The organism is Prevotella sp. P3-92 (assembly GCF_002251205.1).
In the GTDB taxonomy this organism is placed as follows: Bacteria; Bacteroidota; Bacteroidia; order Bacteroidales; family Bacteroidaceae; genus Prevotella.
Genome location: NZ_NPJE01000020.1, coordinates 61674 through 88379, shown reverse-complemented (window position 1 = coordinate 88379; position 26706 = coordinate 61674). Strand labels below are relative to the sequence as shown.

Sequence of the window (26706 nt, the reverse complement as noted above, 5' to 3'; positions counted from 1 at the left end):
ATTACTATAAAAATGTCAGAGCACGGCAATAATTTCGTTTTTTTTATCGTTTCAGGCGCATATATAATGTATGGCCATGGTTTTATGGTCGTCGTGAAGGGTGTGCGACTATAGTCCGCTGACACGGTGCAGGCGCTCCATGTTGTCGTCCCAAAGGTTGCTGAGGTCGTCGATGTCCTCGTCGTCGGCATAGTCGGTAATGACAAGATTGATGTGTCCGGTCAATTCGCTCTGTTCGATGCGTATTTCCCAGTATGCCTGTGGGTCTACTTCCTGATAGTCCCATTTTAGTCGGATATAACAGGGCTTGACGATTTCCAATACTTCTGAGACTTTTGTGTCGCGTTCAGTCCAGGGCTTTCCCCAGGTAAAGGTCCAGTGGTTTCCGTCTTCCGTCACGCTGTCTGCAAGCCATTTTTGCATGCCTGCTGCATTACCAATCATGTCCCAAACTATTTTTGGCGATTTTGCGGAAACGGAGTATTCTTTCTTTAGAATATGCATGGTTTCTTCGTTTTTTGGTTTGTTTCTGTTGCAAAAATACAAAAAAACACTGAAATAGCAATGTTTTTTTTGAAAAAAATTTTGGTATTTAAAAAGATTGTATTACCTTTGCACCCGCTTAACAGCCAATGGCGGGGTAGCTCAGCTGGTTAGAGCGTCGGATTCATAATCCGGAGGTCGAGGGTTCGGGTCCCCCTCCCGCTACTGAATAATTTAAATTGTCCTTTGCAATTGTAATGGTTGCAAAGGTTTTTTTGTTTCAATTCTAAGTGAGCGCAACTCGCTCTTGTCATCCTTTCTTCGGCTCACCCGATAAATCTTCTCCTAATGTCCTCCCATTCTTGTTCGCAAGTTTTGGAACTTTATTTGGGACTTACTTGGGACTTGCTTCGGACATATTGCGAAAGTATCGATGTTGGCTTATTGACGATTAGTCCCGAACGCATCCCGAACGCATCGGTGCGCTAATAGATTGATGAAAATAGAGATTGCCCTTCAGTTTGAAAAACCTTGGTTGCAATATGTTTGCAGACAGTAAATCGCTTCTCTTTGGAGTCTATGTAAATGGCTCGTGACCTATTCCATATCAGTAAAATGCGATAAAACCCGATTTTTTTCATAAAACAAGATACAATGTGGCGTCTTTTTTGTAATTTTGCAGAGCGTTTTGAGAAACGCAGGTTTAGACAAACATTATAACGTTATATCATTTTATGGCAGATTCAAAGAAAATTAAGACAGCGCTGATCTCCGTGTTCCATAAAGATGGACTCGAAGAACTGCTTAAAAAACTCAACGAAGAGGGCGTAAAGTTCCTCTCTACTGGCGGTACACAGACCTTTATCGAAAGCCTCGGCTATGCATGTGATAAGGTAGAAAACGTAACAACCTATCCTTCTATTCTTGGCGGACGTGTCAAGACTTTGCATCCTAAAGTGTTTGGTGGAATCCTTGGTCGTCGCGACAATGAAGGTGACCGCGAGCAAATGGCACAATATGAGATACCCGAGATCGACCTCGTTATTGTGGACCTCTATCCTTTCGAGCAGACTGTAGCCAGTGGCGCAAGCGATGCCGATATTATCGAGAAGATTGATATAGGCGGTATTTCGCTCATCCGTGCAGGAGCCAAGAATTTCAACGACGTAGTTATCGTGCCTTCAAAGGCAGAATATAGTGTGCTGCTCGACATCCTCAACAAGCAGGGTGCAGAGACCACCAAGGAGCAGCGCCGCATGTTCGCTACTCGTGCTTTCGGCGTCAGCAGCCATTACGACACCGCTATTCATGCGTGGTTCGAGAAATAAGCATACTACAATTTAACGAACGAAACAGACTAATATGGGATTTTTTAGCTTTGTCCAGGAAATAGCCATGGACCTTGGAACGGCAAACACCATCATTATCAGTGATGATAAGATCGTTGTTGATGAGCCGTCCGTAGTGGCTCTCGATCGCCGTACCGACAAGATGATTGCCGTAGGCAATGAGGCCAAGATGATGTATGAGAAGACTCATGAGAATATTCGCACCATCCGTCCTTTGCGCGACGGTGTGATTGCCGACTTCTCTGCCTGTGAGCAGATGATGCGCGGACTTATCAAAATGGTGCATACTGGTTCAAGACTCTTCTCACCCTCACTCCGTATGGTCATCGGTGTACCTTCGGGATCCACCGAAGTAGAACTTCGTGCCGTTCGTGACTCAGCAGAACATGCCGACGGACGTGACGTATATCTGATTTTCGAACCCATGGCAGCAGCCATCGGTATCGGTATTGATGTTGAGGCACCAGAAGGCAACATGATTGTTGATATAGGTGGTGGCTCTACCGAAATTGCAGTAATCTCACTCGGCGGTATCGTCAGCAACAACTCCATCCGTACTGCCGGCGACGACCTTACTGCCGATATTCAGGAATATATGGCACGTCAGCACAATGTGAAAGTCAGCGAGCGAATGGCAGAGCGTATCAAGATCAACGTAGGTTCTGCCCTTACCGATCTTGGTAGCGAAGCCCCTGAGGATTATGTTGTGCATGGACCTAACCGCATTACCGCATTGCCCATGGAAGTGCCCGTATGCTATCAGGAGATTGCGCATTGTATTGACAAAACTATCGCCAAGATTGAGAATGCAGTACTCTCAGCACTTGAGAACACTCCACCTGAACTGTATGCCGACATCGTTAAAAACGGTATCTATCTCTCAGGTGGTGGAGCACAGTTGCGAGGACTCGATCGTCGTCTGACAGACAAGATCAATATTCCATTCCACGTAGCAGAAGATCCATTACACTCAGTAGCAAGAGGTGCTGGCGTCGCTCTGAAGAATATCAACCGTTTCTCATTCTTGATGCGATAACACGAAATGCAAAACCTGCTGGAGTTTCTGCAAAAGTACCATCATTGGTTTCTTTTCGTATTGCTTGAAATCGTCAGCCTTGTATTGCTGTTCCGATACAACAGCTATCAAGGTAGCGCATGGCTATCATCAGCCAACGCCGTGGCAGGACATGTCAATAGCGAAAGAGCAAGGGTGGAATCGTTCTTCTCGCTCACCAAGGTCAATAAAGACCTTACCTTGCGCAATTTCTACCTTGAAAGACAGGTGACACAGCTGCGAAAACTATATGCCGAGCTTACCGGCGATACAACCGCAGCAGAACGACAGGAACTCCAAATGCTCAGCCATTATGAGCTCATACCGGCCAAAGTGGTTACCAATGAGCTCAACCGTCCAGACAACCTGATGACCATCGACCGTGGAGCAGCCGATGGCGTCGAGGTTGGAATGGGTGTGGCATGCGGACAGGGAATTGTTGGCATTACTTATCTCGTCTCCGACCATTATTCCGTCCTCATCCCAGTACTCAATACTACTTCGCGCATCAGTTGCGCCATACGAGGAAGAGGATATTTCGGCGTATTACGATGGGATGGAAAAGATCCTAACGTAGCCTATCTTGAAGATATTCCCCGACATGCACGTTTTAATCGAGGAGATAAGGTGGAAACCAACGGATACTCCAGCATCTTCCCACCAGGAGTTATCGTAGGAAAGGTTAGCACAGTCTATAACTCTGCCGACGGACTATCATATCGCGTCAAGGTGGAACTCTTTACCGACTTCGGTTGCATTCGCGACGTTGTCGTCATTAGTGATAAAACCATCGGGGAACGCACACGGCTGCTTCAGGCTGCACGTGATTCCCTCAAACTTAATGTGAAGGAATAAAAAGGCAAATGTCTATCGATGTGTTGAAACGGGCAGGACTGTTCATCGTCTATGTCTTGGTACAGGCGATGGTACTCGGGCGTATCCATCTCTTCGGATTTGCTACCCCGTTGCTTTATGTCTATTTCGTGGTCAAATTCCCACGCAACTACCCTAAATGGGGAATCCTTTTATGGAGTTTCTCGCTTGGATTGGCTATCGACATCTTCTGCAACACTCCCGGGGTGGCAGCAGGAGCTCTGACACTTATCGGAGCTTTGCAACCTTATATCTTCCAACTCTTCGTGCCACGAGATTCTGTTGACGATCTTGTACCAGCCATCCGAACAATCGGATTAGCTAAGTTTGCATACTACGTCACCATACTCGTCCTGGCCTACTGTATTGTATTCTTCTCGCTTGAAACATTCTCATATTTTGATATAGTGGAATGGATGATGTGTGTATTTGGTAGCGCTGTATTTACTTTAGCGCTGATAATGACTTTCGAGAGCGTTAGGGGATAATATATGAAAGATTTCGAACTCGATTACAGACACTTTGTTATCGGCGGAGTAGCCATACTTATCGTCGTTATCTATATCATACGCCTCTTCTTTCTGCAGATTATGAGTGATGACTACAAGAAGAATGCCGACTCAAACGCATTCCTCAAACAGGTGGAATATCCATCACGTGGTGTCATTACCGACAGACATGGAAAACTGCTCGTCTATAATCAACCCGCATACGACGTCATGGTCGTGGTCAACGAAGCGAAAAACCATCTCGACACCCTCGAACTCTGCAAAGCACTCAATATTACTAAAGAGGAGTTTGACTTGCGCATGAACAATCTTAAAGACCGCTCAAAAAATCCAGGTTACAGTCGGTTCACACAGCAGATGTTCATGAGCCAATTATCAGACAAGGACTTCTCTGTCTTTCAGGAGAAAATGTTTCGTTTCCCAGGATTCTATGTTCAAAAGCGAAGCATCCGACAATATCAGTATCCTTATGCAGCCCATGTACTTGGAGATGTGGCAGAGGTTTCGCCATCGGATATTGAAGAAGACAATTACTATATCCCAGGTGACTACATCGGAAAATTGGGAGTAGAGAGAAAATACGAAAAACAATTGCGAGGTGAGAAGGGGATGAAAATCCTGCTTCGCGATGCTCATGGCAGAATACAAGGACGTTATCAGAATGGCGCACTCGATAGGCGCCCCGTTCCGGGAAAGAACCTTACCCTTTCTATTGATGCAGACTTGCAGGCTTTGGGCGAGCGACTAATGGAAGGAAAAATAGGAAGTATCGTTGCCATCGAACCCTCTACAGGTGAAGTGCTCTGCATGGTGTCTTCGCCATCTTATGATCCAAGAAGCATGGTAGGACGTCAACGTTCAAAAAATCATCGAATCTTGACCGCAAGCCCACTTAAACCATTGCTAAACCGAAGCATTATGGGACAGTATCCGCCAGGTTCTACTTTTAAAACCACACAAGGACTAACCTTCGCTTCGGAGGGTATTATTAGTCCTGCCCATACCGCATTCCCTTGTTCTCATGGCTTCAACTTCAAAGGACTTCATGTGGGATGTCACGGCCATGCTTCACCCCTAAGCCTTGTTCCTGCACTCTCCACATCTTGTAATGCCTACTTCTGTTGGGGACTCTATTATATGATGGGAGCCAAGAGTAAATATGGATCTGTACAGAATGCTATGAACCGTTGGCGCGACTATATGGTGAGCATGGGATTTGGCTACCGTCTCGGTATCGACCTGCCAGGTGAGAAACGAGGACTAATACCTAATGCAGATTTCTATGACAACGCCTATCGTGGATCGTGGAACGGACTGACTATTATTTCTATATCCATTGGCCAAGGTGAGGTTAATGCCACACCATTACAAATAGCCAATCTCGGTGCTACAATAGCCAATAGAGGATACTTCTATGTGCCCCATGTAGTGCGGAAGGTACAAGACGAACCTCTTGACACACTCTATAGACGCCGCCATTATACCATGGCCAAACGCCAAGCCTACGACTATGTAGTGGCAGGAATGCGGTCATCGGCTGTTGGTGGAACATGTCGTGAGCTCTCACGTTACGATATTAATGCATGCGGAAAGACAGGTACGGCACAGAACCGAGGTCATGACCACTCGGTATTTATGGGTTTCGCCCCAATGGACAATCCAAAGATTGCCGTTGCCGTCTATGTAGAGAACGGTGGATGGGGAGCCACATATGGTGTACCTATCGGTGGCTTGATAATGGAACAGTATATTCACGGCAAACTCTCAGAAGCTTCGATGAAGCGTGCTGAAGAGTTCCAACATAGACATATAGCTTATGGCAACATCGGCAGGTAGAAGACAAGGCAATAGTGTGTTGCGTTCCATCGACTGGTGGACGATATTGATATATATCGCTCTCCTGTCGTTTGGCTGGATTAGCGTATGTGGAGCCAGCTATGATTATGGTGACACAGACATCTTCAGTCTGAGCACTCGTTCGGGTATGCAGATTATCTGGATAGGCACTTCTATTACGTTGGGCTTCGTCATATTGATGTCCGATGACAGGTTCTACGACACTTTTGCCTATGTCATCTATGCGCTATTGTTGTTGTTGCTCTTTGCTACTATATTCAATCCCCATCAGATTAAAGGTTCTCGATCGTGGTTGGTATTAGGTCCACTACGCTTACAACCTGCGGAATTTGCAAAGTTTGCCACGGCTTTGGCTTTGTCGAAGTTTATGTCAACCTATGGTTACAACATTCATCAATGGAAACATTTTGCTGCTACATTAGCAATCATCCTGTTGCCTATGATGTTTATCGTGCTTCAACGTGAGACAGGATCAGCATTGGTTTATCTTGCTTTCTTCCTGATGTTCTATCGTGAAGGAATGCCCGGTTCTATTCTGTTTACTGGTGTTGCCGCCGTTATCTATTTCGTAGTAGGCATTCGTTATGCAGACGTTTACCTTGCAGGCTCACCGACCAGTGTCGGAAAGTTTGTGGTGTTATTGCTTATCCAACTGTTTACAGCCGGCTTGGTATGGGTCTATGGCAATAACAGACGATTGGCATGGCGCATTGGATGGATAAGTCTTGGCATTACTCTTTGCTCTCTCATGTTGCTACGTTTGCCTTTCGATATTGTCTATATCCAGTTGATAATGACCTTCATACTTGTTGGTTATCTTGTTTGGGAGGCATTGGGCACACGTTTACGCAACTATTATTTCATAGCTCTCTTTACCTTGGGCTCCGTCTTTTTCTTTTATGGTGCCAGCTTTATCCTTAACAATGTGATGGAGCCACACCAACGAACACGCATCAATGTGCTATTGGGATTGGAGGAAGACCTTAAGGGTGCTGGCTATAATGTGCATCAGAGTGAGATAGCCATCGGTTCTGGTGGCCTTGAAGGCAAGGGCTTTCTGAATGGTACGCAAACAAAATTGAAGTTTGTGCCAGAGCAGGATACCGATTTTATTTTCTGTACTGTAGGTGAAGAGGAAGGTTTCTTGGGATCTGCAGGAGTTTTGTTGCTGTTTCTTGCACTTGTTTTGCGACTTATAAAATTGGCTGAGCGTCAACCGTTTCGATTTGGTCGTATTTATGGTTATTGCGTGTTGAGCATATTCCTATTCCATGTCTTTATCAATGTAGGCATGGTATTGGGACTGACACCAGTTATCGGTATTCCACTTCCGTTCTTCAGTTATGGTGGTTCTTCACTATGGGGATTTACCATATTACTATTTATCTTCCTGCGCCTTGATGCCGGAAGAAATCTCATTCGCTCATAACCATATGATGCTAATTGAAATCAAATAGACAACTTCTGTGTTTGGTTATTGGCGTATTAGGGTGACCCCAATGTCGGTAATGCCAGGTAGCATTTCACGCTTCATATCGTGCCGTATGGTGATGTGAAGTGAGTCTTCTGCTTCTAATGGTATTGTGGCGAGTTTGAACTCGTATTGGTAATGGCTCACGCCTTGTCCTTTGACATTACCGTTATGGTCTATAAGTTTGCAGTTGAGTGTGTCTCTATAGTTTTTTCCCGATTTTACTGCTGTTTGATCTACAATGAGTGTGAGTCCCATAAACGGGTATTCTCCGGTGATGCGCAATCCTACTTTTTCCTGATAATTGCCACTTATTTCAAGGGGAGAAACATCAAACGAAATAGTGTCGTTACGTTCCCATCCTTTTGTTGGTACATGTTCATAATGACTATACACCATATTGAGGTTGCAAGCAGCAACCAACAATATGGTGGATAGGGTCATAGTGTATCGTATCAATTTACGCATTTTCGTTGTTGTCCTGAGGTCTTGGCTTGCGCTGTTGAGGCTGTTGCTGCTTGTTGCGGCGCTGTTGGCCGTTACCTTGTTGGCGGTTAGGGCGAGGGCCGCGTTGCTCGCCGTTAGGCTGGCGTGGACCTTCGCTTTGTGGCTTAGGAACATTACCTTGCCCGCGTCGGTTGTCGTTTTGTGGGCGCTGGTTGTTGTTGGGTTGTTGTCCTGCATGGTCTTGCTGCCGAAGTGCGCTGTTGTCAGCAGATTTCTTAGCTGGTTTTTTCTTCTTTTTCTTGCTCTTATCGAAGCGATTGATGTTCTCCTGAGTAGCCAGGTCGAGCGATCTTTTATCGTTTTGCTTCTGTTCGCCTTCTACGAGAGACAATGGCTTTTCGCCCTTGCGGTTCATTTCTATGATTTGTTTGGCACGTTCTGCGGTGATGGTTTCCAAGTTTGCTGCCAAGTTTTTGTCGGTCGAGTAGGTGACGAGGCCTGCCAAAATATCGGTTTTGAAGAGGTGATATTCAGCGTCCTGAGTAATCAACACGATGTCTTTTGAAGGCAGTTTTCTACTTGCCTCTACGTAGTCATCGACTTCATAGTTAAGGCAACATTTGAGTTTGGCGCACATACCAGCCAGTTTTTGGGGATTGAGTGAGATGTCTTGGAAGCGTGCTGCACTGGTACCAACGCTTACAAAGTTCTTCATCCAAGTGGCGCAACAGAGTTCTCTGCCGCATGGTCCTGTTCCACCGATGCGTCCAGCCTCCTGTCGTGCACCGATCTGTTTCATCTCGATACGTACGTGGAAGGTGGCTGCGAGGTCTTTGATAAGCTGTCTGAAATCTACTCGCTCGTCAGCGATATAGTAGAAGATGGCCTTGTTGCAGTCGCCTTGATACTCTACGTCACCGATTTTCATCTTCAACCCAAGGTTTTTGGCTATCTGACGACTCTCAATCATGGTGGCGTGTTCGCGGCTTTTGGCTTCTTTAAATTTATCCATGTCCACCGGGCGTGCTATTCTGTAGATACGCTTGATGTCATCTGCACTTTTCAGATGTGCCTTCTGCACCTGCAATTTTACCAGTCTTCCTGTTAGTGTTACCACGCCGATGTCGTGTCCAGGATTGGCTTCTACTGCCACAACGTCGCCTTTCTTAAGCTCCAATTTGTTGACGTTGTGGTAATATCCCTTACGTGTGTGCTTGAATTGCACTTCTACCAAGTCGGTAGTATCGATATTGCCCGGTACGTCAGCGAGCCAGTCGTAGGTATTCAACTGTCGGTCTTGACGCCCCACAGCCTGGTGACAGAGTCCGCGTGTGCAACCTGTTTTTATTTCGAGGTCTTTTGCTTTTTCCATGCTTTATATGATGTATTGAATGTATGCTAATGCTTTTGTTATTGTTGCTTGATGATATGTTGGTGTTCTTTTCCGAGCGGATAGTTATTTCTGTATGAGTAGCACAATCATTTGTATGGCGAGATGGAAGAATACGATTTTTGCATTTGCATTTTGTCCGATGTCGCGTATGGCGAGTGTGATGAGATCGCTGATTTCTATCACATTGGCTTCGTTAATGTATCGTGCGAATTTTTTTGCGAAGTCTTCTTCGCGCTCTGTCATATAGCAGAGGTCGCGTTCGCCAAAGTTGTACATGAAGTTTTCGCGTACCAATCGCAGGGCATATTCAAGGAATCGCTTCTGTTTCTCTCGTCCTGCTGTTGCCATTCGTTCGCTCCATGTTTTCATGTCCTTTACCCGTCTAGCGTATGCCATACGCATCAAGGTTTGAAACATATCCAGGAAGAACTCGTTTTCTGAGTCAGCCTTTAGTGCTTCCAAGGCTTTCAGCCAACTGCCTCCTGCCATGTGTGCCACTCGTTCTGCCTTATCGGTCATGAGTCCACGCTGTTCTATGAGAGCATCTGTTATGTCTTTGTCGGCAATGCGTTTCACGTCGATACGTTGTACGCGGCTACGAATAGTTTCCAACAAACGGTCTGGAGCTTCGCAAACGAGCAGGAAAACGGTCTGTTGCGGTGGTTCTTCGAGCAGTTTCAGTATTTTGTTGGCACATTCTATGTTCATTCGTTCCGGTAGCCAGATAAGGCTTACTTTGTAGCCGCCTTGACTCGATTTTAACGAGAGTTTATGCGACAGAGCATCGCTTTCTCCTGCGGTGATGATGGCTTGTTGGTTGGCTGCGCCCATGTGTTCCATCCATTCGGTCATGGTGAAGTAAGGTCCGCCTTTAATCATATCGTGCCATTGTCGTATGAAATCGTCAGACACTGGTTTGTGGTCTGCGCTCATAGATGGCAATTTGATGGTAGGAAAGGTAAAGTGCAAGTCGGGATGCTCCCATTTTGCCAACATGGCAGCATCGTTGGCATTGCGTCTGAGCAGGTGTGCGGCAAAAGCCATAGCTAATGCCATTTTTCCACATCCCATCGGTCCGCAGAGCATGATGGCATGCGGCAGGCGTTGTTCGTCCACCAGTTGTAGCAGTCGCTGTTGTGCTTCTTGCTGTCCTATCACCTGTTCAAATCCTGTCATAACAGTCGCTTAGTTATCTCTACCACCGAGTCAACGGCCGATACAGTATAGAAGTGGATATTCTGAATGCCGTGAGCGTAGAGCTCCTGACACTGTGCGGTAGTCCATTCGATACCCAATTGTCGGGCCTGTTCGTCTGTTTTACATTTGACAATCTCTTTGGCAAGTGCCTCGGGAATGTCGCAATGGAATGTTTTGGGTACTACGGTCAACTGGCTGAGTTTAGCCATTGGCTTGATACCTGGTATGATGGGAATGGTGATTCCCATTTGTCTTGCCTTCTCTACAAAGTCGAAATATTTCTCATTGTCGTAGAATAGCTGTGTTACTGCATATTGTGCGCCCAGCTCCTGCTTTTGCTTGAGATACTCCATGTCGCGTTCCAAGTTTGGCGCTTCTTCATGTTTCTCAGGATAGCTTGCCACTCCAAATTCAAATTTGGTGCCTGGGTGTTTGATGGTAGTGCCGTCTGCAAAAGTGCCATTGTTGAATCGTACCACTTGTTCTATGAGGTCAGTGGTGTGCGCATGTCCTCCTGGAGTGGGGGTGAATCGGCTGTCTTCTTTTGCTTTGTCACCTCTGAGGAGCATGAGGTTTTGTATGCCAAGGAATTGTAGATCGAGCAGTTCATATTCAATGTCCTCAATGGTCATACCGCTACATATCACGTGTGGTACTACAGGAATGTTGTAGCGTTGCTGTATGGCAGCTGCAATGGCCACTGTGCCTGGGCGTCTGCGGACGCGAAGTCGCTCAAATTGCCCATTTTTCAATTCCCTGTAAATATATTCGCTGTGATGTGTTGTGATGTTGATGAAACCGGGGTTGAATACCGCCAATTTGTCTATTGTTCTGAACAGTGCTTCGGTGCCGTTGCCTTTCAACGGTGGAAGCACTTCGAAGGAGAATCCGCGCTCTCCGTTATTTTGTTTGATATACTCTGTTACTGTCATTCTTCGTTACTATACACAATTCGCTACAAAATTACAACAAAATGTGCTAATGACCAAAAGTATTCGCTGTTTTCATTTGATATACGTGCTTTTCCGCGACCGTTTTCGATTGAAAACATGTTGTTTAATGCTTGAAGAGACGCTTACCTTTAGTTATCATCTCCAGACGACCGAAAACTCACCTAAAGGTTTTATTAAATAGCTTTGATATTTGGATATCTTGATAGTTGTAAAAAAAACAGGCGGCAAAACCTGTATCTCTTGGATTTGTCGCCTGTCAAACGTGTATAATTGATGACTGATGATTGATTATTGATTTCTGATTATTATTCGCAAGCTCATCAAACTAAAGCAAGTGATTATTGATTATTGATTACTGATTATTGATTATTGATTATGATTTGTTCAAATGATAAATTTCCGATGTATCTCGATGGGCATACCATTGCTAATGAGATGGAGATGGCAAAGTATTATGAGTCGGGAACTTTGATGCAATCGCCTGAGAGTGTGAGGTATATAGTTATTCACTGCACCGGTACTAAGGTGACAAATGACTATACTGTGGATCACCTAATGAGAGACCACTTGGATAGGGGATTCCGAACCATAGGTTATCACTTCTATATCAGACGTGATGGCACTACCACCCAACATCGTAAACTCTTGGAGGTGGGGGCTCACGCTAAACCGTATAATAGATGCTCTATTGGCATCTGCTACGAGGGCGGACGGGATGAACAGGGACGATTCAGAGATACTCGCACACCAAAGCAGAAAGAGAGAATGGAGGAACTGGTGATAATGATGCGAAAACTCTTTCCCAATGCTATGGTGGTTGGGCATAGAGACTTGCTCGGAGCAACACCCAAACTATGTCCATGCTTCGATGCAACACGAGAGTATAAAGAGAGGTGAAAGAAATGAAGATGGTATCATCCATCTTCATTTCTTTTGTAGGGTCGGGTCATACCATGCTATTCCACTGCGATTTTTACACTCTCTTTACCAATCCTGGCTACTACGATGGTGCCTTGCTTGGCAGAGAACGAAACGTTGCCATCTATCGATTTTGCAGTGCCGAGAGCCTTTCCGTCAAGAGCATAGAAGCTGACTGTCTCGTTGTTGTTGAGACCGGAGATGTTGACGAAACCACTGGCAGATTGGATGGAGATGACGCGGTCTTTCACTGATTCAACACCTTCGGTTGTATCGATAGCTTTAATAGTTCCAAATTCGCTCCAAGGTTCTGTTGTTTTATAAGCCTCGATTGCAGATGCAGGGACGTAAAGAGTAGCATCATTACTAAAACCATCGAAAGCATTATAACTGGCTGATGGAACTTCCTCTGCGTAACAAAAGAAGTTTTCTATATTTCCACAATTTTTGAAAGCACCATTTCCAATACTTGTCACAGAATTAGGAATCGTGACGGAGGTGAGGCTGCTGCATCCATAGAAAGCACTATTTCCAATACTTGTCACAGAATTAGGTATCGTGACGGAGGTGAGGCTGCTGCATCCATAGAAAGCCCCAACTCCAATACTTGTCACAGAATTAGGAATCGTGACGGAGGTGAGGCTGCTGCATCCATAGAAAGCCCAACTTTCAATACTTGTCACAGAATTAGGAATCGTGACGGAGGTGAGGCTGCTGCATTCATAGAAAGTACTATTTTTAATACTTGTCACAGAATTAGGAATCGTGACGGAGGTGAGGCTGCTGCATCCATAGAAAGCGCCTCCAATTATTGTTGAGATATTTTCAGGTATAGAATAATGACCTTCATATCCCGTTGGTAAAAAGACAAACATATCATTTACAATAATTGGATGTGTGAGGCTACTGCAACCAGAGAAAGCACCATTTCCAATACTTGTCACAGAATTAGGTATCGTGACGGAGGTGAGGCTGCTGCATCTATAGAAAGCACTATTTCCAATACTTGTCACAGAATTAGGTATCGTGACGGAGGTGAGGCTACTGCATTCAGAGAAAGCACTATTTCCAATACTTGTCACAGAATTAGGAATCGTGACGGAGGTGAGGCTGCTGCAACCAGAGAAAGCAGCATTTCCAATACTTGTCACAGAATTAGGTATCGTGACGGAGGTGAGGCTGTGGCATCTACAGAAAGCTCTATTTCCAATACTTGTCACAGAATTAGGAATCGTGACGGAGGTGAGGCTGCTGCATCCATAGAAAGCCTGATTTCCAATACTTGTCACAGAATTAGGAATCGTGACGGAGGTGAGGCTGCTGCATCCATAGAAAGCCCCAACTCCAATACTTGTCACAGAATAAGTTGAATTTTCAAAAGTAATAGATTCGGGAATCACTAAGCCACCTGAATAGTTTACGTCGCAGGACTTTACTGTGGCGGTTGTTCCAGAAATGTCATAGGAAATACCATTCACCACAACAACATCTGCAGATGCCGAAATTGAGAATAACACGCAGAGAATAAGCGTTGTCAAACATGCAGTAAATCTTTTTTTCATAATTTCAATAATACTTTAGTTTAACTTTTCAAGACAAGCAAAAATCATCAATGACATGGCAAAGATAAGTAAAAATTTGAGATAATCATTACTTTTGGGGGAAAATTTCACGTGAGTGAGTTTTTTTTCCGTTTTGTGGGTCTGGTAATCGACAAAGTTCTGGGAATTCGGTGCACATCGTTCGGCTATCAAAGCGCGAGATTGTGGGTTCTTGTAGTGCAAAGGTAAGGCAATTATTTTGATTGTGTTAGGGTTTTTATGCAAAAAGTGTGGAAATGGAGGTGCGTTTAGACACGTTTTGAAAAAAAATTCGCAGTCTTGGACACTCTTGGACACTCTTGGACACTTTGCCCTTTTGTGATTTCGTATCTTTGCAGTGTGAAAAGTGGGAGATATGAGGGCCCGGGTCTTCCCCAGAGTAGCGCAGCGTTTAAATCAATTATTGTTTAACTAAAAATTTTAGAACTATGTCAAAAGCGTACAAAGTAGTAAAGCGTTAGGTGATGTTTGACCCTTCTCGTCCAATTGAGGGTTACACCGTAGTGCCAGTGAATTATGGTCTTCTGACCACTGCCGAGGTGGCAGAGCAGATAGCAGCCGAGTCGTCTGCCACTCCTGGCGATGTCAAGAACGTGTTGGACCGCTATGCCTTCTATGTGAAGCAGAACCTGGCCAAAGGCTATGCCATCGAGTTGCTTGGTTTCGGTCGTCTGTCAATCCGATTTATCAAAGGTAAGTTGGTTGATACCTCCGATAAGGCTAATGCCACCATGGTGAAAGGTATGGTGCCTAAGTTCACTCCATCATTTACCGTTATCAACGGTGCTCGCAAGTATCATATCATGCCCGACAAGGTGCAGTTGGTGAAATTCAACGGTCTCATCAACATGGTAGATGGCAGCGAGGGTGATGGCACTAACACCGATCAGGATAGCGGCGGCACTATTCTCTAACGGCTGGGGGTGCGGCATCATGCCGCACCTCCTAATAATAAAACACAGATTGTTTAACCATTAAGGTGGGTTCTATAAATTCCCACCGATTAAAAAAATCAAGTATTATGAGCAAAATTCAACCTTCACAATGGCGCACCATCATCAATGCCATCTGCACTATCTTAACAACTCTGCTGGCAGGACTAACCATGTCGTCATGCTCTTCATCGGCTGGTGTCAGCATGAGCAGCCTCGACTTCGTAAACTTCGGAGTGATCAACCTCGGTATCATCAACTGGGGAATGGTAGTTCTCGTAATGGTGTCAATAATGATGTTTGTTCCACAACTGAAAAAAGTGATGACTGATGATTGATTTCTGATTATTGATTGAGTATGAGTCCTTTTTAGAACGGGCGCTTGGCTTTTGGCTTCATGTCTTTGTCCGATGAGGCATAGAGGCCTATGCATGCTCCGATAAATCCGCCACTCTTCTGGGTGCTAAGGTTAGAACCGTCAACACCGCGTGCCAGTATCATCCATTCGCCATTGCCTTCAGCATAGAAGAAATCATAGTAGCGGTCGTGGGCTTCCACTTTCAATTTCAATGTCCCGTTTCCGATGTAAGCTGATGCAATGGGCATGGTGAATCGCTCACTGCGTGTCAAGGTGATCATAGTTTTACCACCAACTAGTGTCTTACCGAATACGATGTTGTGGTCTTCTTTCTGTAACAAAGCAATACCTGCAATGTCCTTATCGTTGCGAGGAGTGAAGTCGAGCGTAGTTTCTGCAGTAAATGTGCCATGTTGCTGACGTGCCCAAACGGCAGAAAGTGGTTCACGCTGGTAGATATTGCCCGGCATCAGAGTCAATGTGAGATGTCCGTCGCCAGTTTTCCAGAAACCTTCTGAGTTTCTCAGGCGCATCCATCTGCTGTCGAGAGTAGCCTTGTCGAAATGGTCTTCGTAAGTAAAGTTGCCACTGAAATAATTGTTTTCAGTAGGTTTCAAACCTGCTTTTTCTCCCACAGGGCTTATGGCTTTGTTGGGTTCAAGAATGGTAGGCCATCCGTCTTTCCATGTTACAGGTAACAGGTATGTGTCGCGTCCTGTGTTGTACATGTCCTGCTCGTAGGGGCGGCAGCCAAGGAATACAGCCCACCAATTTCCCTTTTCATCCTCAACAAGATCAGCATGTCCGGCACTTGAAACAGGGTTCTGACGGTCAGCCTTCAGGCCTGTGCGCTGTGTGAGGATGGGGTTGTGTGGACATTCTTCCCAAGGACCATTAGGATTTTTGGCTCTGAGAATTACCTCGCTGTGCCAGGGGCCTGTGCCGCCTTCTGCGCACATCAGATAATAGTATTTCTTATATTTAAAGAGGTGTGGACCTTCAATCCAAATAGGACGTTCTTCTACATGTGTTCCTCCGCGCAATATCTCTTTGAAGTCACCTTTGATACTGTCGCCTTTCACGTCAAATTCGAACATTCGGATTGACCGTTGTCCTTCATAGTCGGCACCGCCAACTACAGGACCGTTGTGTACGATATATCCCTTGCCGTTGTCATCAAAGAAGAATGATGGGTCAATACCGTCAATCTTTGGCAGGTAGATAGGTTCGCTCCATCCGGCAGCTGGATTTTTGGTCTTGACAAAGAAGTTGCCGGCTCCTACATTAGTGGTAATCATATAGAACGTCTTATTCTTCTTGTTGTAACTGATGGCAGGTGCAAAGATACCGCCTGATACATTCTGTCCTTTCAGAGGAACCTGCGATGGGCGGTCGAGTACGTGTCCGGCAGGTGTCCAATTAACGAGATCCTTACTGGTAGATAGAGGAACACCAGGGAAGAAAGTGAATGAAGAGTTGACCAGATAGTAAGTGTCTCCTACACGGCATATTGACGGGTCTGGATAGAAACCTGCCAGAATAGGGTTGTAATACTGGTGTGTACGGTCAATAGACTCACTAAACCGGCTGTCGTTGCCGGTGTAACGGAAGTTGGAAAACTGTGCCGTTTGTGCCGATGCCGTTGTGGCTATTGCCATGGCGATGGTGGCGATAATGTTTCGTCTCATGTGCTATGATATTGTTTAACTGTTAGCATTAAGTTATCGATGCTGCAAAGTTACACATTTCATTGCACACAGGCATTTTTCCTTGTTACGGAAAGTTTGTGCTATTGCCCATTTTTGTTTTTTAGCATATACTCCTTGTTACGAAAAGTTTATGCTATTGTTCATTTCCATTATTCATGTATTCTCGTGGTGAACAACCATATAGGTTTTTAAACATTGTGCTGAAGCTTGCAGCATTAGAGAATCCGCAGAGATACATCACTTCGGTAATGTTGCGCTTGGAGGTGCGCAGCATCTTAGCAGCCTGTTTCAGTCGGATGTTACGCACAAAGCTGTGTGGTGTTTGGTTGGTCAGCTCCTTCATTTTGCGGTGCAGGTGTACACGACTGATACCAACTTTCTGTGCTATAATATCTACGCTGAGGTCTGAATCGCTGAGGTTCTCGTTGATTACTTGCATGATGCGTTCCATCAAAGCTTCGTCTGGTGTCTGTACCGTAACCTCTTCGATGCGTGATTCCTGACTTTCGTTGCCATTGAATTTATTGCGGAGTGTGCGTCGTGTAGTCAGTAGATTGATGACTGTGCGACGCAAGATGTCCATATTGAAAGGTTTCAGAATATAGGCATCTGCACCGGTTTCAAGGCCTTCCAACTGATCTTCTTCTCGGCTTTTTGCTGTAAGCAGGATGACGGGGATGTGGTTGGTATTGACATTGGCTTTGATTTTTGAGCAGAGCGTCATACCGTCCATTTCCGGCATCATCACATCTGATATAATCAAATCGGGTTGCAATTTAACTATTTCGAGTAGCGCTTCCTTGCCGTTATGATAGGTTAGTACCTTGAAATCATCGGCAAATTGTGTGCATAGAAAGTCTCGGATATCGTCTTCGTCTTCGACGATAGCCAGTGTGGCTTTTCCTCCTTTGGTGTTATTTGTTAGTTCTTCTGCCTCCGTCTGGGGGTTGGTCTCCATAGTCATTGCCCGATTGTTTTCCAGTTCCATCTCTTGCAATAGGGTAGGCTCGTCTTTTATGTCTTCTTCGTTGACCTTCTCCTCTGGCTTGAGGTGTGCATTACCTAATGGAATACGGATAGTAAACTCGCTACCATGGGTGAAGTCGGATCCCTCTGACTCTTCGTTGTTTCTTGCCACGATGGTGCCATAGTGAAGTTCTACAAGTGAACGGGTAAGGTCCAATCCGATTCCTGTGCCGATATTGCGGTCGTTGGGATTGGTCGGACTTTGATAGAAACGCTGGAATATGGTTTCTATTTTATCTTTTGGTATGCCTATACCATTGTCTTTTACAGAAATATAGGCATGGTGTTCGGTATGTGTAAGTCGGATGATAATATGACCTCCGGTGGGTGTAAACTTGAAAGCATTCGACAGTACATTCATGATTACTTTGTCGAAATTGTTGCGGTCAATCCATACTGGGAGTGTTTCCGAGTCGTGTTCAAACTCGAAGGTGATGTTTTTGTTGGTGGCTTGTTGTAGGAAGAGTTTGTATTCATCGTTGATGAAAGCCACGAGGTCTGTCTGACTCATGTGCATGGTCATTTGTCCCTTGTCAATCTTTCGCAGGTCCATCATTTGATTGATGAGGTGTAGGATGCGCTCAGAGTTTTTCCTGATAATCTCGTAGATACCTTGCCGTTGCGGGTCTTTGTCGTCTTTGATAAGTGAGAGCAACGGAGTGATGATGAGTGTCAGCGGTGTGCGTATCTCATGGCTGATGTTCATAAAGAAACGTAGTTTGGCTTCGCCCATTTCTTCGGCATGGATGTGGTTTTGTAGTAGCATGCGGTCCTGCTCCAGTTTGCGTCGATGCTTCCTGTATGTCCATAATAGCAACATGGCAATGATGAAGTAGATGAATCGTGCCAAAACGCTGGCATACCATGCTGGATGTATTTCTACTGTAAATTCGCGTATGGGAGTTTCTTGCTGATTGTTGATGGCTTTGACACGGAAGTTGTATGTGCCTGCTGGCAAGTGTGAGAATGTCACCTCGTTGATACCTGGTTGCATGAAGTGCCAGTCTTCTCCGTTGATGCTGTAGGCATAGGCAATTTGCTCCGTATTATTATAGGTGAGGGCAGAAAACTGTAGGGTGAAAGAGTTGTCATCGTGTGCCAAATCAAATTTCTTAGAGTAGAATACGCGTTCTTCCGTAATGGTATAGCTGCCCGATTCCATGCCGGGATATACGGTGCGGTTGCCTACGATGAGGCGTGATATACATACGTTTGCTTTCCAAGAGTGTAGTTTTAGCTTGAGTGGATCAAACCAGTTGAGACCTCCGGTTCCTCCGAGCAGTAGCAATCGACCGCCATCAGCGGCAAAAACTGCTCCGTCGCTAAACTCATTGCTTTGCAGTCCGCTTTCTAAGAAATAGTTGTTGGTTTTTCCCGTTTTCACATGCAATCGGCATAAGCCATGTATGGTGCCGATCCAAATATCGCCACGTGCATCTTCCGTCACAAAGGCAATGCTGTTGTCGGGCAGTCCGTTGTCTGTATTGTAGAGCTTTGCTTCTGTACTTCCGTTAGAATAGCAATATACTCCATTTTCTGTTCCATACCACACGTTGCCTCTGCTGTCTGCAAAAACACAATGTGAGAACGATCCGTAATTGACGCAGTTTGTGGAGAATTTGCTTACCCAGTTGTTTGTGGCAATATCCATGCACGCCAAACCTACCGATGTGGCAACGTAGATATATTTATGGTCGGGCGACAGCGCAAGTTTCATGATATAGTCGTTGGGAATACTATTGATATGTCTGTCGCTGTCGGCTTTTGGTAATTGCCTGAATATTTTCAGGCTGCCGTCGGGCCGGCGACATATCAGTCCACTTCCCATAGTGCCTATCCAGATATTCCCGTTGCGGTCTGCTTTTATGTCAAAGACGCTGGAGTTTTTTCCTAAAGGCAAATCAAAGTTGTGGTAGTTGCCAGATGGATCTACGTATCCGCATCCGTCTTCATAGTTTCCTACCCAGATATTGCCATGTAAGTCTTCGCAGAGTGAAAGGATGGCCAACGGTTGTTTCACTACATGGGTTGAAGATATTGGCATTGAGGTGCCGAAATGCAGTCGGTAAAGTCCGTCTTTGTCGGTTCCTACCCATACTGATCCGTCTTCGCTTCGTAGCACGCTTGTCACACTGTTCTCGCCTATCATGTTTCGAGAGCCTAAGCGGAATCCCATATATCCGAACTCGTAGGGTCTGGTGGGTTGCATGAATACACCTTTCTGAAACATACTCATCCAGATGTTTCCTTCTGCATCTTCGATGATGCTTGTCACTTTTGTTTTACTCAGATTGATGCGGTTGCAGAAAAACGGATTGTTGGTCAGTTTTCCTGTAGCAGGTTCATAGACGTAGAGTCCTTCGCCGTTGCACCCAATGTAGATGTTGTCATTGCGTGCAATATAGATGTTGTTGATGGCTAAGCCTGCCGTACCAGCCACATGGGTGAATCGGTCTGTCTGTGGTGCCATGACAAATAGCCCTTGTCGCAAGGTGGCTACGTAGATGTTGCCTTGTCGGTCTTCGGCTATCTCGCGTATCTGCAAACCAGCAGTTCCTGGTACATGGATGGTCACTTTTCCACTGGTTTCCTGTCTGAGTACGTCTCCATCGGAACAAACCATCCATAGCCTGTCGTTATGATCTTCGAAAGTAAAATTTATATATTTATATTGGTCGATGACTCCACCTATGCTTTCCGCCTTGTTTTTGTCAATTACACGCAGCAAACCAAAGCCAGAAGTGCATACGAGCACATCGCCATTGTTGCGTGTATAGATATATTGGATATAGGTGGTAATCTCTTTTCCGTTTACCAGCATAGGTATTTTTCTAAACTCATAACCGTCGTAGATGAACAGATTGTTGTTGGTTCCAAGGTAGATGTTACCTTCATGATCCTGTCCCATGCAGTTCACGTAGTTGTTGATGTTGTGTCCGTTCTTGTCGGTACTATTCATCACGGTGAAGTTGTAGCCGTCGTAGCGGTTGAGTCCGTTTCGTGTAGCAATCCAAATAAAACCGCGTTTATCTTGTAATACTTGGTTGGCAAAGTTGCTCGACAATTGGTTGTCTGTATCGAATAGTTTTCCTATCTGTGCACTCATCGGCATCAGAAACAGGCTGATGATAAGTGTAAAAATGGTTCTTAGCATTTCGTCTTAGTTATGTAATATGGTGCAAAATTACATAAAATAATCGTTAAAGTGGGTTGAAATGGCCATTTTTTTGTCTGAAAGTCGAAAAAGTTACAAGAAATAAACTTTTTGCGACTTGATTTAGTATTACTAAAGTTTAGGGTACTTACGACAAAGAGTATATCGAAATAACGTCGTATCTTTGCATCGTAGTTATTAGTTTTAGTAGTTTGGTAATATTATTTAGGGTAAAAAAAAGAAATGATAGTTTTTAAAGCTAATTGACTGGTGTTCCACCAGAGCTACGAAACGGAGATATTATGGTTTTTAAGGAAAATCATGATTAATTGGTTTTTAGAAATGGTGCGTAGGGATACGTGCCATTTCTTTTATAATAGTATGTCTATTGAATTCAATTGCGCCATATAAAATCATCATGTCATAATCCACCACCTTCCTTCGGGATGACTTCGGGATGTGTTCGGGATTCGTTTTGAAAATCTTGGGACTGTCTGCGTATTTACTTGGGAGTATCTGCGTATTTACTTGGGACTGTCTTCGTATTGCCTTGGGAGTATCTTCTTGATGCTTTTGGGATAGCATTTGTTGTACATTCGAAATGTCTGCGTAATGTGTCGGGAGATTCTTTTTATTGGCTTGTCGATATGAGTCAACGGCAGGTTGAGGGAGCTTTGAATAATGGCGGAAAACAAAAAAGAGCCGCATCCCATAAGAGATACAGCTCTTGTCTTAGTCGGGATTACTGGACTCGAACCAGCGACCTCGCGCCCCCCAGACGTGTGCGCTACCAACTGCGCTAAATCCCGATAAGCGAGTGCAAAGGTACAGCTATAATTTGTAATATCCAAATTTTTGTTTCACTTTTTTTTGTATTTATCCCCAAAAACACTACCTTTGTATCTCTAAACAAACCTAATTATAATATATGCAATACGAAATAACAGCTCCAAAGGAATTAAAACATACAGCAATCCTACCTGCATCGAAGAGTATTTCCAACCGTGCGCTCGTTATTCATGCGCTGGCTGGAGGCTCTATCTTACCCGAAAACCTATCGGATTGTGACGATACCGAAGTGATAATTTCCGCTTTGCGCGATAATCCTTATGAGATCAATATCAAGGCTGCAGGTACTGCCATGCGCTTCATGACAGCCCTGCTTTCGGTGAAAGAAGGCGAGGAACACGTGCTGACTGGTACTGAACGCATGAAACATCGCCCTATTCATGTGCTTGTTGATGCGCTGCGCTACCTTGGTGCTGACATCACCTATGTGGGAGAAGAAGGCTTTCCGCCTCTGCTTGTCAAGGGTCACCGCCTTGATGGCGGTCTGCTCGAAGTGCCAGGCAATATCAGTTCACAGTTTATTTCCGCCCTGTTGATGATAGGTCCGACCTTGCAACAAGGCCTGACGCTCCGCTTGAAAGGTGATATTATCTCACGACCCTATATCGATCTGACCCTATGGACCATGCGCGAGTTTGGTGCCGATGCCGAATGGTCAGACTATGAGACTATTACGGTGAAGTCCCAACCATACCATGACCGTGCCTACCGTATTGAGAATGATTGGAGCGGCGCATCCTATTGGTATGAGATGATGGCTCTGGCAACTGGCGATGACGACGAGGTGATCCTCAACGGACTGATGGATGCCTCCAAACAAGGCGATTCCTCGGTGCGATATATCTTCAGCTTGCTCGGTGTGAAAACACAGTTTGCCACAACCGAACAGGACATTCCCACCAAGGTGACCCTTCGCCATTCAGGCCGTTGCGTACCCCGTTTGGAATACGACTTTGTCAATTCGCCCGATTTGACCCAGACCTTTGTGGTCACTTGCGCTTTGCTTGGTGTGCCATTCCATTTCCGTGGACTTGCCACCCTTAAGATTAAGGAGACCGACCGCATATCGGCATTGAAGACAGAAATGCGCAAATTGGGATTTGTCATCTATGATATCAACGACAGCGAACTCGTATGGGACGGTGAACGTTGCGAGCCAGACTATGCCGACGGTATCGATACCTACGAAGACCATCGCATGGCGTTGGCCTTTGCACCTGCCGCATTGCGTTTCCCCAGTCTGCGTATCAACCATCCAGAGGTGGTCACCAAGTCGTATCCCCACTATTGGGACGACCTTCGCCATTGTGGTTTCCAAATCCAACAACGATAATTCTTAATCGCTATATGCTATGAACTTTCTCCTCTTCGCCCTCATTGCCATCGGAGCCCTCGGCCTTTTGGCGGCCTTGCTGTCTATTGGCGACAGCGATAGCCCCGTGGTACGTGGCGATCACGACTGCGCTTCCTGCACAAGCCACGATGACGGTTCGTGTAAGATAGCCTGTATGATGGAGGAGTCTCGTCGGCGAAAAGAGGAAAAAGCACGTGTCGCTGCATCTGCTGATACCGATGGAGATGATGGCGATGACGGCAATTGCGTGACCGATGTTCATAGCGACGAGTCAGACGAGGATACAGATGACGCGTCAGACGATAGGCCTTCGGCCACAGATCGTCTGCCACTTACTCCCATCATACTGCTGCTCGCCATACTCGTTGCCGCCTCGTGTTCTACACAGCGAAATAACAGTCAGACACGAATGTGGCATGCGTTCAATGCTCGCTACAATACCTATTTCAATGCATCGCAAGCCTTTATCGAAGGATGCGACGAACAGGAACGCGGCAATCGAGACGACTATACCCAGTTGTTGCCAATCTATGCGGTGGGCAACAAGCAGAGCCGCAGTATCGGAACAAGTCATTTTGACTGTACGATAGAGAAGTCGGAGAAAGCCATTCGCCGTCATAGCATCAAGCGGCGCCCCGAATGGAACAAGCAACGACGCAAGACTAAAGCCGATATAGAGTGGCTCAATCGCCATGAATACAATCCGTTTCTCTGGCGTGCTTGGCTTCTTTTGGGCAAAGCACAGTTTCATGCAGGAAATTTTGAAGAGTCTGCTGCCACCTTTGGTTATATGGCACGGTTATACAAAACGCAACCCATCATCCTTGCCCGTGCTCGGGCATGGCAAGCCAAATGCTATGCGGAGATGGGATGGCGCTACGAAACCGAAGATCTCATCACCAATCAGCGCCGCGACAGCATACCCCGTCAGGCTGTGGCAGATTGGGATTTTACCCTTGCCGACCATTATCTTCGCACCGGACAATATGCCGATGCCACGCGTTATCTCATGCGTTGCATACGTCATGAGCGTCGCCGCCAACGCAAAGCCCGTCTCTGGTATATTGTGGGACAGATTGAACAACATCAAGGTCATTCCCAACAGGCATTCGAGGCTTATCGCCATGTGGTTCGTCTGCAACCGCCTTACGAATTGGAGTTTAATGCACGCATCTCACAAACCGAGGTGATGGCCTCTGCCGATGCTAAGGGTATGATACGTAAGTTGCAACGAATGGCTGCGTCAGACAATAATAAAGACTATCTCGACCAAATCCATTATGCCATCGGCAATATTCGTTTAGCCCAGCGCGATACGTTGCAAGCCATTGCATCATACGAAGAAGGTGCACGTCGATCTACCAGAAATGGCACCGAGAAGGGAGCTTTACTCCTCCAATTGGCGCAACTCTATTGGCAGCGTGAAGCCTATGCCGATGCACGCCGATGCTATAGTGAGGCTGTGGGACTTATCGATACCGACCTCCCATACTATAAGGAAGTGAATCGCAGGTCGGAAATTCTTGACCAGTTGGTTCCCCTGACCGATGCTGTCCATCTGGAAGACTCGTTGCAACGCTTGGTTGCCATGCCTGAAGCAGATCGCCTCAAGGTGATAGACCGCCATATAGCGGAATTGAAAAATGCCGAACGAGAGGCCAAACGCGCACAGCAGGATGCCGAAATGCAAAGTCAATGGGAGACGCAAAACCCCAAAAATAATGGTATGTCGGCTGTCGGTAATGATACAAAAGCCTCCACTTGGTATTTCTACAATCCGCAACTTGTCAGTCAAGGTCGCATTCGTTTTGAACAACTTTGGGGCAAACGCCCCAACGAAGACGATTGGCAACGCAGTAATCGTTCCGTCGTACCATCGTTGAATGGTGAGGCTGATCATGAAACAGAGGTTGATGCCGATTCTGCAAAAACGACAGTTTCTGCAACAGATACCGAGAGCGATACCACCCAGCTCAATCCTTTTACTCGCGAATACCATTTGGCACAGCTGCCTTTCACCGCCGAACAAAAAGCTGAGAGCGATCGCAAGATGCGCGAAGCACTATTGCCTGCTGCGGTCATCATGAAAGATAAGGTGGAAAATCTCGCCTTGGCCCGTCGCATGTTTACCTATCTTGTAGATCGATGGCCCACCGATTCACTCAACGATTTGGCATGGTATCATCTCTATCTGATGAATGCACGTGAGGGACGGATGGCTGATGCCGATTCTGCTCTTGTGCGATTACAATGTCAGTATCCGCAAAGCGAGTGGACCCAACTGCTCTCCAATCCTTATTATGCCGACAACCAGCGTTTCGGTCAACATTTAGAAGACTCGCTCTATGCTGCTACTTATGAGGCTTTCTGTCAGGAACGTTACCAAGAAGTGGCAGCCAATGTGCAACTCTCTGCCCAGCGTTTCTCCCATGGTGCCCATCGTTCCAAGTTCTTGTTCGTAGAAGCTTTGAGCCTGCTCAACGAGGGTAGGGTAGATAAGTCGGCGCAACAACTGAAACGAGTAGTAGAGGATTATCCTGATAGTGAGGTCGGCCCAATGGCTGGTCACATTCTCCGTGGACTTCAGCAGGGCCGCCGACCACAGGGTGCCATGCGCCCCAAGGACGATATCTGGCGACAACATGCCTTGGCAGAATCTTCAGACAGTACGGTCGTTGATACGCTCAGCCTTCGTCGCGATGTGCGTTTTGCTTTTGTTTTAGCGTTCCATCCCGATAGTGTGAACCAAAACCAACTGCTCTATGAATTGGCACGTTATAATTTTACCTCCTATTTGGTGCGCAATTTCGAGATTGCTGTCAATAGTGAGGATCCCGTTCATCGACTCACCGTTAGCGGTTTCCGTTCCTACGATGAGGCTTTGCAGTATGCCCGCCATCTTTATGAAACCCCACAGATGACAGTTCGGTTGAAGGGATGTCGTCGCATCATCATTAGTGAAGACAACCTGCCGTTGCTCGGCACACAGTATAGTTACGACGACTACGACCGTTTCTTCCAAGAAACGCTTGCTCCCGTCAAGACCGATTCCCATCCGTTGCTCAACAGTCCCGAAACAATCGTTGAGCAGTCTGCCGACCGTGAAACCGATGATGATGCCGATGAAGATCAGCTTCCCATGCCGTCCTCTTCTCCCGACCAACCCATCGTCATCGATTTCGACGATGACTTCTATCGGTAGGGAGGAGCGATATAATC

19 protein-coding genes and 2 tRNA genes are annotated in these 26706 nt (G+C 45.9%); 12 read left to right on the top strand and 9 right to left on the bottom strand.

Features of this window, described 5'->3' with window-relative positions; translation table 11 throughout:
• Positions 1-108 precede the first annotated feature (108 nt).
• On the bottom strand, positions 109-504 hold the full coding sequence (locus CIK93_RS03395; protein WP_094391237.1) for an START-like domain-containing protein: 396 nt from the start codon (positions 502-504) through the stop codon (positions 109-111).
• 130 nt (positions 505-634) lie between these two features.
• Here CIK93_RS03395 and CIK93_RS03390 point away from each other — a divergent pair.
• From CIK93_RS03390 to rodA, 7 genes are all read left to right on the top strand, one after another.
• Positions 635-708, top strand: a tRNA-Met gene (locus CIK93_RS03390).
• 509 nt (positions 709-1217) lie between these two features.
• Positions 1218-1811, top strand: coding sequence for an IMP cyclohydrolase (locus tag CIK93_RS03385; protein WP_094446576.1), 594 nt, complete (start codon positions 1218-1220; stop codon positions 1809-1811).
• 34 nt (positions 1812-1845) lie between these two features.
• Positions 1846-2868 (top strand): rod shape-determining protein, encoded by a 1023-nt coding sequence (locus CIK93_RS03380; RefSeq protein WP_094391239.1) that lies wholly within the window; start codon positions 1846-1848, stop codon positions 2866-2868.
• Between the two features lie 6 nt (positions 2869-2874).
• Positions 2875-3741 (top strand): rod shape-determining protein MreC, encoded by an 867-nt coding sequence (gene mreC / locus CIK93_RS03375; RefSeq protein ID WP_094391240.1) that lies wholly within the window; start codon positions 2875-2877, stop codon positions 3739-3741.
• A gap of 8 nt (positions 3742-3749) precedes the next feature.
• Positions 3750-4247, top strand: coding sequence for a rod shape-determining protein MreD (gene mreD / locus CIK93_RS03370; protein WP_094446575.1), 498 nt, complete (start codon positions 3750-3752; stop codon positions 4245-4247).
• Between the two features lie 3 nt (positions 4248-4250).
• Complete coding sequence (gene mrdA / locus CIK93_RS03365) at positions 4251-6104, top strand: penicillin-binding protein 2 (protein ID WP_094391242.1); 1854 nt, start codon at positions 4251-4253, stop codon at positions 6102-6104.
• Complete coding sequence (rodA, locus tag CIK93_RS03360) at positions 6085-7554, top strand: rod shape-determining protein RodA (RefSeq protein WP_094391243.1); 1470 nt, start codon at positions 6085-6087, stop codon at positions 7552-7554. The genes mrdA and rodA overlap by 20 nt, the downstream gene beginning before the upstream one ends.
• Before the next feature lie 45 nt (positions 7555-7599).
• On the opposite strand, the gene CIK93_RS03355 is transcribed toward rodA, so the two are convergent.
• The 4 genes from CIK93_RS03355 to metF all read right to left on the bottom strand — a co-directional run bounded on the left by CIK93_RS03355 (position 7600) and on the right by metF (position 11565).
• Positions 7600-8064, bottom strand: coding sequence for a gliding motility lipoprotein GldH (locus tag CIK93_RS03355; protein WP_094391244.1), 465 nt, complete (start codon positions 8062-8064; stop codon positions 7600-7602).
• A complete protein-coding gene (locus CIK93_RS03350) occupies positions 8057-9415 on the bottom strand; it encodes a regulatory iron-sulfur-containing complex subunit RicT (protein ID WP_094440516.1) in 1359 nt (452 codons plus the stop codon). The genes CIK93_RS03355 and CIK93_RS03350 overlap by 8 nt, the downstream gene beginning before the upstream one ends.
• Positions 9416-9499: 84 nt before the next feature.
• Positions 9500-10612: a DNA polymerase III subunit delta gene (locus tag CIK93_RS03345; protein WP_094434484.1), complete on the bottom strand. Its 1113-nt coding sequence runs from the start codon at positions 10610-10612 to the stop codon at positions 9500-9502.
• On the bottom strand, positions 10609-11565 hold the full coding sequence (metF, locus tag CIK93_RS03340) for a methylenetetrahydrofolate reductase [NAD(P)H] (protein WP_094434486.1): 957 nt from the start codon (positions 11563-11565) through the stop codon (positions 10609-10611). The genes CIK93_RS03345 and metF overlap by 4 nt, the downstream gene beginning before the upstream one ends.
• Positions 11566-11988: 423 nt before the next feature.
• Here metF and CIK93_RS03335 point away from each other — a divergent pair, with 423 nt between their 5' ends.
• The gene (locus CIK93_RS03335; RefSeq protein ID WP_094446574.1) at positions 11989-12483 is read left to right on the top strand and encodes an N-acetylmuramoyl-L-alanine amidase; all 495 of its coding nucleotides are present in this window, start codon (positions 11989-11991) and stop codon (positions 12481-12483) included.
• A 59-nt stretch (positions 12484-12542) separates the two neighbouring features.
• Here CIK93_RS03335 and CIK93_RS03330 read toward each other — a convergent pair whose 3' ends face one another.
• Positions 12543-14066 (bottom strand): leucine-rich repeat domain-containing protein, encoded by a 1524-nt coding sequence (locus CIK93_RS03330; RefSeq protein WP_094446573.1) that lies wholly within the window; start codon positions 14064-14066, stop codon positions 12543-12545.
• Positions 14067-14569: 503 nt separating this feature from the next.
• Between CIK93_RS03330 and CIK93_RS03325 the strand changes: the two genes are divergently transcribed.
• Positions 14570-15019 (top strand): HU family DNA-binding protein, encoded by a 450-nt coding sequence (locus tag CIK93_RS03325; RefSeq protein ID WP_094446572.1) that lies wholly within the window; start codon positions 14570-14572, stop codon positions 15017-15019.
• 107 nt (positions 15020-15126) lie between these two features.
• Positions 15127-15375, top strand: a complete 249-nt coding sequence (locus CIK93_RS03320) for a hypothetical protein (RefSeq protein ID WP_094446571.1) — start codon at positions 15127-15129, stop codon at positions 15373-15375.
• 31 nt (positions 15376-15406) lie between these two features.
• Here the strand turns inward: CIK93_RS03320 and CIK93_RS03315 are convergent, their stop codons facing one another.
• The 3 genes from CIK93_RS03315 to CIK93_RS03300 form a co-directional block, all read right to left on the bottom strand.
• The gene (locus CIK93_RS03315) at positions 15407-17083 is read right to left on the bottom strand and encodes a glycoside hydrolase family 43 protein (protein WP_094391248.1); all 1677 of its coding nucleotides are present in this window, start codon (positions 17081-17083) and stop codon (positions 15407-15409) included.
• Between the two features lie 154 nt (positions 17084-17237).
• Positions 17238-21284, bottom strand: coding sequence for a two-component regulator propeller domain-containing protein (locus CIK93_RS03310; protein ID WP_094446570.1), 4047 nt, complete (start codon positions 21282-21284; stop codon positions 17238-17240).
• 736 nt (positions 21285-22020) lie between these two features.
• A tRNA-Pro gene (locus tag CIK93_RS03300) sits at positions 22021-22093 on the bottom strand.
• Between the two features lie 119 nt (positions 22094-22212).
• Between CIK93_RS03300 and CIK93_RS03295 the strand changes: the two genes are divergently transcribed.
• Together CIK93_RS03295 and CIK93_RS03290 are read left to right on the top strand one after the other, a co-directional pair.
• A complete protein-coding gene (locus CIK93_RS03295) occupies positions 22213-23466 on the top strand; it encodes a 3-phosphoshikimate 1-carboxyvinyltransferase (protein WP_094446568.1) in 1254 nt (417 codons plus the stop codon).
• A gap of 19 nt (positions 23467-23485) precedes the next feature.
• Entirely contained in the window at positions 23486-26689 is a 3204-nt protein-coding gene (locus CIK93_RS03290) for a tetratricopeptide repeat protein (protein WP_254046724.1), read from the top strand.
• Positions 26690-26706 lie beyond the last annotated feature (17 nt).

Bases quoted from the DNA above. Each gene is read 5' to 3' on its own strand.
- CIK93_RS03395 (WP_094391237.1), bottom strand. From the start codon at position 504: ATGCATATTCTAAAGAAAGAATACTCCGTTTCCGCAAAATCGCCAAAA.
- CIK93_RS03385 (WP_094446576.1), top strand. From the start codon at position 1,218: ATGGCAGATTCAAAGAAAATTAAGACAGCGCTGATCTCCGTGTTCCAT.
- CIK93_RS03380 (WP_094391239.1), top strand. From the start codon at position 1,846: ATGGGATTTTTTAGCTTTGTCCAGGAAATAGCCATGGACCTTGGAACG.
- mreC (WP_094391240.1), top strand. From the start codon at position 2,875: ATGCAAAACCTGCTGGAGTTTCTGCAAAAGTACCATCATTGGTTTCTT.
- mreD (WP_094446575.1), top strand. From the start codon at position 3,750: ATGTCTATCGATGTGTTGAAACGGGCAGGACTGTTCATCGTCTATGTC.
- mrdA (WP_094391242.1), top strand. From the start codon at position 4,251: ATGAAAGATTTCGAACTCGATTACAGACACTTTGTTATCGGCGGAGTA.
- rodA (WP_094391243.1), top strand. From the start codon at position 6,085: ATGGCAACATCGGCAGGTAGAAGACAAGGCAATAGTGTGTTGCGTTCC.
- CIK93_RS03355 (WP_094391244.1), bottom strand. From the start codon at position 8,064: ATGCGTAAATTGATACGATACACTATGACCCTATCCACCATATTGTTG.
- CIK93_RS03350 (WP_094440516.1), bottom strand. From the start codon at position 9,415: ATGGAAAAAGCAAAAGACCTCGAAATAAAAACAGGTTGCACACGCGGA.
- CIK93_RS03345 (WP_094434484.1), bottom strand. From the start codon at position 10,612: ATGACAGGATTTGAACAGGTGATAGGACAGCAAGAAGCACAACAGCGA.
- metF (WP_094434486.1), bottom strand. From the start codon at position 11,565: ATGACAGTAACAGAGTATATCAAACAAAATAACGGAGAGCGCGGATTC.
- CIK93_RS03335 (WP_094446574.1), top strand. From the start codon at position 11,989: ATGTATCTCGATGGGCATACCATTGCTAATGAGATGGAGATGGCAAAG.
- CIK93_RS03330 (WP_094446573.1), bottom strand. From the start codon at position 14,066: ATGAAAAAAAGATTTACTGCATGTTTGACAACGCTTATTCTCTGCGTG.
- CIK93_RS03325 (WP_094446572.1), top strand. From the start codon at position 14,570: ATGTTTGACCCTTCTCGTCCAATTGAGGGTTACACCGTAGTGCCAGTG.
- CIK93_RS03320 (WP_094446571.1), top strand. From the start codon at position 15,127: ATGAGCAAAATTCAACCTTCACAATGGCGCACCATCATCAATGCCATC.
- CIK93_RS03315 (WP_094391248.1), bottom strand. From the start codon at position 17,083: ATGAGACGAAACATTATCGCCACCATCGCCATGGCAATAGCCACAACG.
- CIK93_RS03310 (WP_094446570.1), bottom strand. From the start codon at position 21,284: ATGCTAAGAACCATTTTTACACTTATCATCAGCCTGTTTCTGATGCCG.
- CIK93_RS03295 (WP_094446568.1), top strand. From the start codon at position 22,213: ATGCAATACGAAATAACAGCTCCAAAGGAATTAAAACATACAGCAATC.
- CIK93_RS03290 (WP_254046724.1), top strand. From the start codon at position 23,486: ATGAACTTTCTCCTCTTCGCCCTCATTGCCATCGGAGCCCTCGGCCTT.